Origin of the sequence: Amycolatopsis sp. lyj-346 (genome assembly GCF_046548975.1) — a bacterium.
GTDB lineage: Bacteria > Actinomycetota > Actinomycetes > Mycobacteriales > Pseudonocardiaceae > Amycolatopsis.
On sequence record NZ_JAJPWT010000014.1, the window covers coordinates 1 to 12861 of the forward strand.

The following is a 12861-nucleotide window of genomic DNA, read 5'->3' on the forward strand; positions in this document are numbered from 1 at the left end:
GCTACGAGCGCAAGGCTGCCCACTTCCTGGGCTTCACCCAGCTGGCCTGCGCAATGATCTGCTACCGCCGGGCGATCAAGCTGGATCTTCTAGCCCACAACAACCCCAAATGAGATGTGGTCTAAGCAGCTACAGCTGCACCCTTTCGTGTGATGAACGCGTGTTCGATGACCGGTAGTTTGGAGGTATGACCAGCAGCGCAGTGCTCTCCTCCTCTTCTGATGCGGTGGCTTTGGCCGATCGCATCGGTGAGTTGGTGGCGTGTATGCGGTCTGCCGAAGCCGAACTCGGGGCTGTGCTGGTGGAGATTGAGCAGCGTGGGGTGATGGAGCTGTTCGGCTACCGCTCCGCGGCCCGGTTGCTGGAGCAGCTGGCCGATATCCCCAAGTCCGCCGCTGAACGGATCGTAAAACGGGCCCGCCTGGTGAACCCGGGCCGCACCCTCGACGGCAGCCCGATTCCCGCCTTGGCACCCGCCACCGGCATGGCTGCTTTGGCTGGGCGGTTGAGCAACCCGATGATCGATGTCATCACCGATGTCCTCACCCAGGTTCCGCCCGAGCACCACGAGAGCGCCGAGGCCGATCTGTTGACTTTCGCCGCCGGGGCCGGGCACAAGCAGGTCGCCGCGCTCGGGGCTCGCATCCTCGCCCACCTCAACCCGGACGGCGCCGAACCCGCCGTCGCCGACCCGGTTATCCCGCCGCGGGAGCTGTTCCTGCGGCGCCGACGGTCCGGCACTTGGGAGTTGAACGCCAGATTCGATGACGAGACCGGCACCCGCGCCAGCGCCCTCCTGGATGCCCTGGCCGAACGCCGCACCAGCGACGACGACCCCGACCACCGCACCCACCCCCAGCGCTACGGCGACGCCTTCTCCGACGCCATCGACCTCGCCCTCAACTCCCCAGAGCTGCCAATGCAGGCCGGAGAACGAGCCCACGTCATGGTCGCGGTGTCTCTCGAGGACCTGAAGTCAGGTGTGGGTGCGGCAACTCTTGGGGATACTGGGGAGATGTCGGCCGCCGAAGCTCGCGTGCACGCCTGCGACGCGATGGTCATCCCGGCCGTCTTGGGTGAGAAGAGCGAACCTCTCAACCTGGGTCGGCTCCGGCGGTTGATTTCCGCTGGGCTCCGCCGGGCCCTGTTCTTGCGGGACCGTGGCTGTGCGTTCCCTGGCTGCCATCGGCCACCCCGGCACTGCCAAGGCCACCACATCCGCCACTGGGCCGACGGCGGCCCCACCGATCTCGGCAATCTGGTGCTGATGTGTGCTCACCACCACCGGTTGCTGCACCGATCGGGATGGGAAGTCCGGATCGCCGCCGACGGCTTGCCCGAGTTCCTTCCACCGGTGTTTATCGACAGGCGCCGAAAACCCAGACGCAACAACCTCCACCAACCACTCCCCTTCGCAGCCTGAACACGGGAAAGGCCCGCAGCCACACGGCTACGGGCCCACACCCACGCGCTTAGAAGTCAGTTCAGATGAGTCGGCGTGCCGTCTTTGCCTGGACTGCAGGGTTTACACAATCCTGGTATGGGTTAGGAGGTTCTGACCGATCCGCTGTGGGAGCGGCTCGAGCCGCTGCTTCCGATGCATCCACGGCGTTTCCGCTACCCGGGTCGCTGGACCTGTCGGCCGTGCTGGTCGACTCGACACACCTGCGTGCCCTCAAAGGGAGACCACACCGGGCCCCGCCCGGTCGACCGCCGCAAACCCGGCTCCAAGCATCACCTGATCACCGACGCCCACGGCACCCCACTCGCCGTCACGCTGACCGGCGGCCATCGCAACGACGTCACCCAGCTGATCCCGCTGATCGACGCCATCCCGCCGATCCGCGGTGTGGTCGGCAAGCCGCGCCGCCGACCTCACCGGCTCTACGCCGACCGTGGCTACGACCACGACAAGTACCGCCGCCTGGTCCGCGCCCGCGGCATCACCCCGCTCGCCGCGGTGTCGAGCACGCTTCGGGCCTCGGAACGATCCGCTGGCCCGTGGAACGCACCTTCGCCTGGCTCAAAACCTTCCGTCTGCGCATCCGCACCGAACGGCGAGCCGACGTGCATGGCACGAGACCGGCGTCTGGCAGCAACTGCACGAGCCCTTGAGGCCACACCGGCGCGCCGAGGGTGCGGCCGGGGGTGGCTGACCGCAGCAGCCGGCCCGCACACCTGGGCCGGTGGTGCGGGCGATCGTGGGGCAGCGGCTGGCTCGGTCCGGACCGCAGCCGGCTCGGGCTGCCGGCCTAACGCAACTGCCGCCAGGCTTCGCGGCGACGGCGCTGGGCCTGCGGGTCGGCGACCGGCGCCGCCGACAGGAGCCGTTGCGTGTACGGGTGGGCCGGGGCGGTCAGGACTTCCTTGGCCGGGCCCTGCTCGACCACGTGGCCGCGGTGCATCACCGCGACGCGGTCGGCGAGCTGCTCGATCACCGCCAGGTCGTGGCTGATGAACAGGCACGCGAAGCCGAACTCGTGCCGCAGGTCGCGCAGCAGGTCGAGGATCCGGGCCTGGATCGTCACGTCCAGCGCGCTCGTCGGCTCGTCGGCCACCAGCAGGTCCGGGCGCAGGGCCAGGGCCCGGGCGATGCACGCCCGCTGGCGCTGGCCGCCCGAGAGCTCGTGCGGGTAGCGCGCGGCCAGCGACGGCGACAGCTGGACGGCTTCGAGCAGGCCCGCGACCCGGGTGTCCACTTCGGACCCGCGAGCCGCCCGGTGCAGCCGTAGCGGGGTCGCGACGCTCTCCCCCACCGTCGTGCGTGGGTTCAGCGAGGACAGCGGGTCCTGGAACACCACGCCGACCCGGCGCCTCAGCGCCTTCGCCGCCCGGCCGCGCACCCGCGTGATGTCCGCGTCCCCGACGTGCACGGATCCCGCCGTGGGCGCGATCAGGCCGGTGACCGCCCGCGCCACCGTGCTCTTGCCCGAACCGGACTCCCCGACCAGGCCGAGGACCTCCCCCGGCGCCACGTGCAGGCTCACCCCCGACGCGGCGTGCACGGCCAGCGCGCGGAACCGGCCGCGGTAGGTGACCGACAGGTCCGTCACCTGCAGCAGCGGTGCTTCGGCGGGGACGTCCGGGACCGACGCCACCGCCGGGTGCTCCCCCGCGGCGACGTGGCCGGGTCCGACCGGGACGTCCGCGGTCAGCGCGCGCTCGAGCCCGGTCGTCGCCGCGCTGCTGAGCGAGACGACCGAGCCGAGCAGCTGCCGCGTGTACTCCTCCGCCGGCGCGGTGAAGATCGTCTCGACCGCACCCTGCTCGACCACGCGGCCGTCGTGCATCACGACCACGCGATCGGCGAGGTCGGCGACCACGCCCATGTCGTGCGTGATCAGCAGGATCGCCGTGCCCAGCCGCGCACGGAGGTCCCGCAGCAGCTCGAGGATCTCCGCCTGCACGGTGACGTCGAGCGCGGTGGTCGGCTCGTCGGCGATGAGCAGCTTCGGCTCGTTCGCCACCGCCATCGCGATGACGACCCGCTGCAGCTGCCCGCCGGACAGCTCGTGCGGGTAGGCCCGGAACCGCTCGCGCGGGTCCGGCAGCCCGACCAGGCCGAACAGCTCGATCGCCCGCTCCCGCGCCGCGGCCGCGGTCAGGTCCCGGTGCGTCCGGATCGCCTCGACGAGCTGGTCGCCGATGGTGAACACCGGGTTCAGCGCGCTCATCGGCTCCTGGAACACCATGCCGACCTCGCCGCCACGCACCGCGCGCAGCTCGGCCGGGGTCATCGCGTAGAGGTCCCGCCCGGCCAGCTCCGCGCGGCCCGTCACGCGGGCCGTGGGCGGGAGCAGGCCGAGCAGGGACATCGCGGTGACCGTCTTGCCCGAGCCGGACTCCCCGACCACGGCGACGACCTCGCCCGCGCGGACTTCGTAGCCGACCCCCCGGACGGCTTCGACGTCCCCGAACGAGACCGCGACGTCGTGCAGCCGCAGGAGCCCGGCCGGCGTCACTGCAGGATCCCGAACTTGCGGTAGTCGACGTAGGCCGGGAAGCGCCCGATCTGCACGTCACCGACCTGCGACCCGTGCAGGAACGAGTTGCGGGTGTAGATCAGCGGTACCACCGGCGAGTCGGCGAGGATCTTCTTGTCCAGCGCCGCCCACTTCCTGCCGGCCTCGGCCGGGTCCACGGTGGCCTGCGCCTCGGTGATGAGCTTGTCGACCTCGGGGTTGCTGTAGCGGGACTCGTTGACACCGCCGTTGCCGATCTCGGTGGACTGGAACAGCGGCTGGATGTTCGCGTTGGCCGACGGGATGTCCGGCTGCCACGAGGTCAGCGTCAGGTCGTAGTCCGAGAGGCCCTTGGTGTCCACTTCGGACGTGTAGGTGTCCTCGTCGAGCGGCTTGATCGTGACCTTGATGTCCGCCCTGGCCAGCGAAGCCTGGATCGCCGCGGCCTTCTCCGGGTAGCCGTTCTCGTTGTGGGTGGCCAGCACGAGACCGTCGAGCCCGTTCGGGAAGCCCGCCTCGGCCAGCAGCTGCTTGGCCTTCGCCACGTCGCCGGACGGCGGCGCCGGGTACAGGTCGTACTGCTCGCGGCCCTGCAGGCCCGGGGTGATCAGCGTGGTGGCGACGTCGCCGGCCAGCTGGGCGCTGCCCGCGCTGGCGACCTGGTAGGCGGCCTTGTCGACGGCGTACTGGAAAGCCTGGCGCACCTTCGGGTTGGTCAGGTTCCCGCGCTGGGTGTTCAGCGAAAGGTAGGCCAGCGCCCCGGATTCGGACGTCACCAGCCGGGACTTCGCCGACGCGCTGCCCTGGATCTGGGCCAGCTGCGCGGGCGAGGCGAACGACGTGCCGAAGGCGTTGCGGTCGGTGCCGGTGTCGTCGATCAGGCGTTTGGAGATGACGCTGGTGTCCTGGCCGAGCTGGAACTCGACGGTGTCCGGGTTGGCCAGCCGCGTCTTGTCCTCGTCGCGGCTCCAGTTCGGGTTGCGCACCAGCTTCGCCGACTTGCCGCGCTCGTAGCTCTGCAGCTGGTACGGGCCGGACGCGACCGGGTGGTCACCGTAGTTGGCCTCGGCGCCCTTGCCCTTCGGCACCGGCGAGAACGCCGGGGTGCTGGCGACCCAGTTGAAGTCGCCGTAGGCGCGGGCGAGGTGGAAGACGATGGTCTTCGCGTCCGGCGTCTGGATCGTGTCGAGTTCCTTGCCCTCGAACGGGCCCTTGTACGCCAGGCCCGGCGAGAGCAGGTCCTTGTGGTAGGCCAGGCCACCGGAGAACGCGGGGGCGAACGACCGCTCGAGGCCCCACTTGACGTCTTCGCTCCTGATCGGCGTGCCGTCGGCGTACTTCAGGCCGTCCTTCAGGGTGAACGTCCACGTCTTGCCGCCGTCGCCGGGCCGCCCGGTGTCGGTGGCCAGATCGGGCACGATCGTGGTGTCCTTGCCCGGCGCGACGTCCCACGACGTCAGCCGCCGGTGGATCAGCCCGAGCGTGGTGACGACCAGGCTCGAGCTCTTCGCCGGGTCCCACGTGATCGAGGGCGCGTCGTTGAGCAGGACGAGGTTCCCGCCCGGCTTGACGGTGCCGCCCTGCCCGGCCGGTGTGTCGTTGGCGCCGCACGCCGTCAGCAGCGTGACGGCGGCCGTCACCCCGGCGGCGAATCGCAGCCAGTGTCCCCGTTTCATCGTGTCCCCTTCAGACAAGGCGGGCTCGCGGATCGAGCACGCCGTAGCAGAGATCGACCAGGAAGTTCAGGACCGTGACCAGCAGGGCCGAGAACAACGTCACGCCGAGCAGCACCGGCAGGTTGAGCGACGCGATGGCGTCGACGAGCAGGCGCCCGACCCCGGCCATGCCGAAGATCCGCTCGGTGATCACGGTCCCGGCCAGCAGGCCGCCGAGGTCGACGCCGAACACCGTCACCACCGGCAGCAGGACGTTGCGCAGCGCGTGCCGTCCCACGACCTTGCGCTCGGTCAGGCCCTTGGCGCGCGCGGTGCGGATGTAGTCCTCGCCGAGGGTTTCCAGCATCTGGCCGCGGGTCAGCCGCGCGTAGATCGCCGCGTGCAGGAAGGCCAGGACGAACCACGGCAGCACGAGGTGCCAGGCCCACTGCGCGGGGTCTTCGGTCAGCGGCACGTACCCGGACTTCGGCACGACGTCGAGGGCGAAGGCGAAGATCGTGATGCCGATCATCCCGGCCAGGTAGGCGGGCATGGACACGCCGGCCATGGCGGCGGCCATGGTGATCCGGTCCACGGCGGTCCCGCGGCGCAGCGCGGACAGCACGCCGAGCCCGACCCCGAGGACGATCCAGATCACCGCGGCGCCCAGCGCGACGGAGAAGCTGACCTCGATCCGGCCGCCGATCTCGGTGAGCACGTCGACGTTGTTCTGGAAGTCGTAGCCGAAGCAGGGGGCGGCGCAGTGGATGGCCGCGGCGCCCGTGCCGAACGTGCGGCCGCCGACGATCCCGCCGAGGAAGTCGAAGAACTGCCGGTACCAGGGGACGTCGTAGCCCATGAACTCCCGCGCCACCTGGAGACCTTCGGGGGTGCACGGGCGGCCGCAGGCCATCCGGGCCGGGTCGGCGGGCAGGACGTAGAACACGACGAACGTCACGAAGGCGACGACGAACAGGACCAGGAGCATCCCGGCGAACCGGGTGGCGACGAAGCGGGCGGTGCGCATCAGGCCGCACCTGCCGAACGCGGGTCGAGCGCGTCGCGGATCGCGTCGCCGACGACGTTGAAGGCCAGCGTGACCAGGAACAGCAGGAGCCCGGGGAAGACCAGGTACATCGGGTCGGTTTCGAAGAAGTCGATGGCGGTGCTGATCGTGCGTCCCCAGCTCGGCGTCGGCGGCAGGACCCCGACCCCGAGGAACGACAGCGCGGCTTCGCTGCCGATCATCGACGGGATGGACAGGCTGGCGACGACGATGATCGGCGCCCACAGGTTGGGCAGCAGCTCCTTGGTGAAGACGTGCCACGGGCCACCGCCGACGACCTTGGCCGCGGCGACGAAGTCGCGCTTGGCGAGCGTCAGGGCCTGCGCCCGGACGATCCGGGCCACGCGCGGCCAGCCGAAGAGCCCGAGGACGACGATCAGCGTGACCTGCCGCGGGAAGTCGACCGGCAGGACGGCGCCGAGGGCGATCATGAAGATCAGGTAGGGGAAGCCGAGGATGACGTCGGCGGTCCAGGTCACCAGGCGGTCCCACCAGCCGCCGAGGTAGCCGGCGCTGACGCCGATCACGACCCCGAGCGCGGTGGCGAGCACGGTGGCCCCGAGCCCGACGAGCAGCGAGGTCCGCGCTCCCTGGGCGACGAGCGCGAAGAGGTCGACGCCGGTGAGCGGCTCGACCCCGAACCAGTGCGCGCCGCTCACCCCGCCCAGCGTCCCGGCCGGGAGCCCGGTCGGGCCGAGCGTGGCGATGTCCGGGACGAGGCTTTGCCCTTCGACGAGGACGAAGAGATCGGCCCCGGCGGCGAGCAGCACGATGAGGACGATCAGGACGGCGCAGACGAACGTCCACCGCCCGGACCGGACGGCACGCCAGACCGCGGCGGGCAGGGAGCGCGCCGCAAGCGGCGGCAGGGCAGGGGCGGACACAGCACCTCAAGGGTCAGCCGATCGAGTGACGATCAGGGACCTTATGCAGTGGACCCGGTGATCGATCCACCGTCTCACGATGTGGAACGATACTTCCCGGCGGTGTCCGTTTGGTGGAATTCCGCTCCGTGGACTTTTGCTACAGCGACCCGGCCAGCTGCCAGGTGCGCACCCGGTCCCGCGCCGAGCGCATGCCGGACTGGATCAGGACGACCTCCGTCGCGCCCGCGTCGAAGTACCGGCGCAAGCCCGCCTCGACCGTGCGCTCGTCGCCGATCAGCGCGAGATCGGCCGCGTGGGTCGCGCCCTCCGCGTCGAGGATGCGGCGGTAGGACGGGATGTCGCCGTAGTAGCCCAGGTGGACCGCGGCGATCTGCCGGACCGCGTCCGCGTCGTCGGTCACCACCGCCGGGACGGCCGCGATCACCCGCGGTCCGGGACGCCCCGCGTCGGCCGCGGCCTTGGCGAGCGTGGGCACGACGTGCTCGGCGAGCGCGCGCGGGCCCGCCAGGAACGGGAGGGTGCCGTCGGCGAGTTCGCCGGCCAGCCGCAGGGCCTGCTTGCCCATCGCGGCGACGACGATCGGGACGTCGCCACCCCCGGGCACCGCCGTGGGCAGCGGCGGGCAGGCGGTGAGGGTCTCGCCGTCGAACACCGGGCGGCGGCCGTCGAAGACGTCGCGCAGCACGGTCAGTGATTCGCGCAGGGACGTGATGGGCGGCGGGTATTCGAAGCCGAACGCCGGTTCCAGCAGGCTTTGCACGCCGAAGCCCAGCCCCAGGGTGAACCGCCCGCCGGTGGCGGCCTGCGCGGTCTGCGCCTGGGCGGCGAGGTGGAGCGGGTGCCGCGGGTAGAGCGGCACGACGGCGGTCCCGACGGCGATTTCGGGCACCTCGCGCCCGGCGAGCGCGGCGAGCGTGAGGGCGTCGTGGTCGAAGAGCTGCGAGAACCAGACCGACCGCAGGCCGGCGGCCGCGGCCTCGCGGGTCTGGTCGAGCATTGCCTCGACGCTGTTGGCGACCCCGGACAGGTCCCCGGCGGGCAGAGCGGCACCGATGGTCATGACGTTCCTCCGGTTGGTGACGAATCGAGCTTCCTTCGGGCCAGGCCGGCACCGGCCCCGCCGGTCCCGAAGCCGGAACTCGCGTGATCAGAGCCGGAACTCACGTGATCCGGCCCGGAACTCGCGTGATCAGAGCCGGTACGGCTGCAATCACGCGAGTTCCGGCCTCAATCACGCGAGTTCCGGGGAACCGGCCCGGTCGGCGGGTGAAGCCGAAGCCGGAATCAGGCTTCTTCCGGGTACTCCGACTCGCGCCGCCACGAGATCGGCCTCGGGCGGGGCAAGCGGCGGTGGCCCGCGCGGCCGGTCGAGCGGGGTGTGGCGTCGGGCTGGGCGCGGTCGGCCGCCAGGTCGAACTGGTTGCGGCCCACCGCGATCCGCGGTGACGCCGTGCGGTTGCCGGTCTCCGGCAGCCGGGACACCGGGGTGAGCGGGACCGGCCGGCCGGCCACGGCCGTCCGGGCGCGGTCGACCCCGGCGAGGACCTGGCGGACCAGTTCGTCCCAGCTCACCCCGCCGGCCTGCTCGCCCGCCGTGAGCGCGCGGGTGATGCGGCCGGCCGCGTCGGCGAACCGGCTTTCGCGGACCGCGAGCTCGCCCAGTGACCGTTCGAGCGCCGCCTCGGCCCGGCGGTCGCCCGCCGCCACCACCGCGCGCAACGCCGTTTCGCCGCTTTGCCGCCAGTCCGCGTACCGGCCGCGTGCGCCCGCCAGCTCGGCCACCGCCAGCGCGAGTTCCGCGCAGTACCCCGGCTCCCCCGCGTCCGCGGCGTGGCGTACCGCGGCGAGCAGGCCGGCGGACTCGCGGTCGTACCACGTACCCGGGTCGCCGAGGTCGGCTGCCACCGACGTCCGCGGCACGCCGCCGGCCGCGGCATCCCGGACTTGGTCCGTCAGGTGCAGCCACGCGCCGAAGAGCCGCCGGGACGCCGCCGCACGCGCCGGGAGTGGTTGCGCCGCCAGGAGTTCGAGCGCGAGCAGCCGGGTCAGCGACGGCAGCCGGTAGCGGGTGCCGGCAACGTCGACGAGCCGGGCGTCGACCAGCGACTCCAGCGCGTCGGCGGCTTCGGCCGGGCCGAGGTCCGCCAGCGCCGTCGCCGCCCAGCCCGCCCAGCTGCCCGCGGGGAGCAAGGCCAGCCGCGCGAACAGATCCCGGGCCGGAGCGGACAGGTCCGCCAGGCCCCGCCCGACCGCCGCCCGGACGCCCGCGCCGAGCCTGCCGATCCGGTCGCCCCCGGCCCGCAGCCGCGCCACCTCCTGGGCCAGCGTGCGGCCCGGGCGCGCCGCGACGTGCGTGGCGGCCGCCGTCACGGCCAGCGGCAGGCCGCCGCACAGCTCGACCAGCTCGACCGCGTCGGACAGCTCGGCGGTCACCCGGTCCTCGCCGACGAGCGCGGACAGCAGCTCTACCCCCTCCGCGCCGTCCAGCACGTCGAGCTCGGCCACCGCCACGCCGGGCAGCGACGGCACGCGAGCGTGGGTGGTGACGAGCAGCCGGCAGCCGCGGGCGTCCGAGACGAACGGCGTGACGCGCGCCAGGCTCGTGGCGTCCTCCAGCACGGTCAGGACCCGGCGCCCGGCGAGCACGCTGCGGTACAGCGCGGCACGGCCGTCCAGGTCCTCGGGGACCTCCGCCGCGGACACGCCGAGTGCGTGCAGGAACCGCGCCAGTACTTCGGCGGCGTCCTCCTCGCCGAGCCGTGCGTAGAGCACTCCGCCGGGGAACGACGGCGCGGCGCGGTGGGCGGCTTCCGCGGCCACGGCGGACTTGCCCGCCCCGCCACGTCCGGTGAGGACGGTGACCACCGCGGCGCCGGGACCGTCGTCGGTGAGGCCGCGCCGCAGTCCCGCCAGCAGCCGCTCGTGCCCGGTGAAGTACGGCAGGCGCGCGGGCAGCATCCGCGGGACCGCGCGGCCGCTCGCGGGTGCCTCGCTCGAACCGGCGAGGATGTCCTGGTGCAGTTCGCGCAGCGCGGCGCCGGGCTCCAGGCCCAGTTCGTCGACGAAGCGGCGGCGCACGGCCCGGTAGGCGGCGAGGGCCTCGACCCGGCGGCCGCACCGGTGCAGCGCGGTCATCAGCTGCAGCACGAACCGCTCGCGCAGCGGGTGCTCCTCGGTCAGCACCGCGATCTCGCCGACGACCTCGCGGTGCAGCCCCAGCTCGAGCTCGGCGTCGAGGCAGTCCTCGAGCACCTCCACCCGCCGCTGCGCGATGCGGACCTGGTGGGCCCGCACGACGCCGCTGTCGATCCCGGTCAGCGGCTCGCCGCGCCACAGCGCCAGCGCCCCGCGGAACGCGGCACGCGCCTCCTCCGGCCGCCGCGCGGCCCGCCCGCGCGCCACCAGCGACTCGAACTCGTGCAGGTCCAGCTCCCCGGGCGCGAGGTCGAGGCAGTAGCCGCTGCCCCGGGCCCGGATCCGTTCCCCCAGCCCGGCTTTCGCCAGCGCCCGGCGCAGGGCCGACACGCAGGTCTGGACCTGTGCCCGGGCCGTCGCGGGCGGTTCGGCGCCCCACAGCGCGTCGAGCAGCACCTCCAGCGGCACCACGCGGTTGCCGTTGAGCAGCAGCAGCGAAAGCACGACCTGCTGGCGGCGGGCGGTCACCACGACCGGCTCGAGGCCGCGGACCTGCAACAGGCCGAGCACGCGGAAACCGGGGCCGGGCATCGGATCGGGCACGGGATCGGACAAGGGATCGGGAACGGCTCGGAGCACGGCGGCTCCGGGTGTCGGCACGGTGGTCTGCACGGTGTTCCTCCGGGGTCAGACGAGGACTTCGGGCGGCGCCGGGTGCCCGAGGAAGGCGGTGGGGCTGGCGGTCAGGCCGTACGCGCCGGCCTGAAAGATCGCGATCAGGTCGCCGATCGCCGCACCGGGCAGGGAAACCCGGTCGCCGAGGAGGTCGAGCGGGGTGCACAGGCAGCCGACCACCGTCACCGTCTCCTCCGGACCGCCGGGTGCGGACGCCAGCGCCAGCGGGTAGTTGCGGCGGATGGCCTGGCCGAAGTTGCCGGACGCGGCCAGCTGGTGGTGCAGGCCGCCGTCGACGACCAGGAACGTCGTGCCGCGCGAGACCTTCCGGTCGACCACGCGGGTGAGGTACACCCCGGCCTCCCCGACGAGGTAGCGGCCGAGCTCGATCACCACGCGCGCCTCGGGCAGCGCGGGCCGCAGCGAGACGTCCAGGAGCTTCGCCAGGTTCTCGCCGACTTCGTCGAGGTCCAGTGCCGTGTCGCGGGCGGTGTAGGGGATGCCGAAGCCGCCGCCCAGGTTCACCGACCGCACCGGGCCGGGCGCCGCCTCCGCGAGCTGCAGCACCAGGTCGACCGTGGCCCGCTGCGCCTCGCACAGGCTTTCCGCGCGCAGGTTCTGGGAGCCGGCGAAGACGTGGAAGCCCTGGAAGTCGAGTCCCGCGGCGCCGACCTCGGCCAGCACGGCGGGCACGCGCTCGGCGTCGATGCCGAACTGCTGCGGGCCACCGCCCAGGCGCATGCCGGACCCGCGCACGGCGAAGTCCGGGTTCACCCGCAACGCCACGCGCGGGGTGAGGCCGAGGCGGTCGCCGGCCTCCCGCACGCGGGTCAGCTCGGTGGTGGACTCCAGCTCGACCGTGACACCGGCGGCGACCGCGCGGGCCAGCTCGGCCGCGGTCTTGCCCGGCCCGGCGAAGCTGATCCGCTCCGGCGGCACCGTCGTGTCGAGCGCCTGCCGCAGTTCGCCGGCGGAGGCGACGTCGAGCCCGTCGACCAGGCCGCCGAGGTGGTGCAGCAGCGCGGGCATGGGGTTGGCCTTGACCGCGTAGCTCAGCTCTACGTCGCCGGGCAGCGCGGCCCGCACCCGTTCGACGCGGGCGGTGACGAGCGAGCGGTCGTAGGCGAAGAAGGGGGTGGTGCCGACCCGCGCCGCGAGCCGGTCCACGGGCACGCCGCCCACGGTGAGCACACCGCCGGCCCGGCCGAACGGCGCCGCCGCGGCTTCCGTCGTGTTCGCCATCGCGTTCCTTTTCTTCGAGCACGGGAATGAATACCGGAAACGACGCCGCGAACAGTTCCGCGGCGGCACGGGACCACTGAAGCAAGCACCCACCCACCCGGACATGGGTAGTCCTCACCCAGATTCGGGGGCAAGGTGGGGACCGCGGCACCCAGGTGTACCTGCTGTGTCCGCGCGGTCACTCCGGTGGCACCATCCACACTGGACTGGACAGTCATTTCCGCAGGTCAGGGCAATTG

8 protein-coding genes and 1 pseudogene are annotated in these 12861 nt (G+C 72.5%); 2 read left to right on the forward strand and 7 right to left on the reverse strand.

Annotated features, from left to right (window positions below; all coding sequences use genetic code 11):
- The first annotated feature begins 187 nt into the window (after window positions 1–187).
- Together ACLJQE_RS32685 and ACLJQE_RS32690 are read left to right on the forward strand one after the other, a co-directional pair.
- Window positions 188–1423 carry a DUF222 domain-containing protein gene (locus ACLJQE_RS32685; protein ID WP_410643384.1) on the forward strand — a complete coding sequence of 412 codons (1236 nt, stop codon included), beginning with the start codon at window positions 188–190 and terminating at the stop codon, window positions 1421–1423.
- 200 nt (window positions 1424–1623) lie between these two features.
- A pseudogene (locus ACLJQE_RS32690) lies at window positions 1624–2115 on the forward strand (transposase); the annotation flags it as partial.
- A gap of 137 nt (window positions 2116–2252) precedes the next feature.
- Here the strand turns inward: ACLJQE_RS32690 and ACLJQE_RS32695 are convergent.
- The 7 genes from ACLJQE_RS32695 to ACLJQE_RS32725 all read right to left on the reverse strand — a co-directional run bounded on the left by ACLJQE_RS32695 (window position 2253) and on the right by ACLJQE_RS32725 (window position 12622).
- Window positions 2253–3962, reverse strand: a complete 1710-nt coding sequence (locus ACLJQE_RS32695) for an ABC transporter ATP-binding protein (RefSeq protein ID WP_410643385.1) — start codon at window positions 3960–3962, stop codon at window positions 2253–2255.
- The gene (locus tag ACLJQE_RS32700) at window positions 3959–5638 is read right to left on the reverse strand and encodes an ABC transporter substrate-binding protein (protein ID WP_410643386.1); all 1680 of its coding nucleotides are present in this window, start codon (window positions 5636–5638) and stop codon (window positions 3959–3961) included. Before ACLJQE_RS32700 ends, ACLJQE_RS32695 begins: the two co-directional genes overlap by 4 nt.
- Window positions 5639–5648: 10 nt before the next feature.
- Window positions 5649–6644: an ABC transporter permease gene (locus tag ACLJQE_RS32705; RefSeq protein ID WP_410643387.1), complete on the reverse strand. Its 996-nt coding sequence runs from the start codon at window positions 6642–6644 to the stop codon at window positions 5649–5651.
- Window positions 6644–7567: an ABC transporter permease gene (locus tag ACLJQE_RS32710; protein WP_410643388.1), complete on the reverse strand. Its 924-nt coding sequence runs from the start codon at window positions 7565–7567 to the stop codon at window positions 6644–6646. Before ACLJQE_RS32710 ends, ACLJQE_RS32705 begins: the two co-directional genes overlap by 1 nt.
- Window positions 7568–7706: 139 nt before the next feature.
- Window positions 7707–8630 (reverse strand): TIGR03564 family F420-dependent LLM class oxidoreductase, encoded by a 924-nt coding sequence (locus tag ACLJQE_RS32715; protein ID WP_410643389.1) that lies wholly within the window; start codon window positions 8628–8630, stop codon window positions 7707–7709.
- A gap of 224 nt (window positions 8631–8854) precedes the next feature.
- Window positions 8855–11377 (reverse strand): BTAD domain-containing putative transcriptional regulator, encoded by a 2523-nt coding sequence (locus tag ACLJQE_RS32720; RefSeq protein WP_410643390.1) that lies wholly within the window; start codon window positions 11375–11377, stop codon window positions 8855–8857.
- Between the two features lie 15 nt (window positions 11378–11392).
- Entirely contained in the window at window positions 11393–12622 is a 1230-nt protein-coding gene (locus ACLJQE_RS32725) for a pyridoxal-dependent decarboxylase, exosortase A system-associated (RefSeq protein ID WP_410643391.1), read from the reverse strand.
- Window positions 12623–12861: the final 239 nt, after the last annotated feature.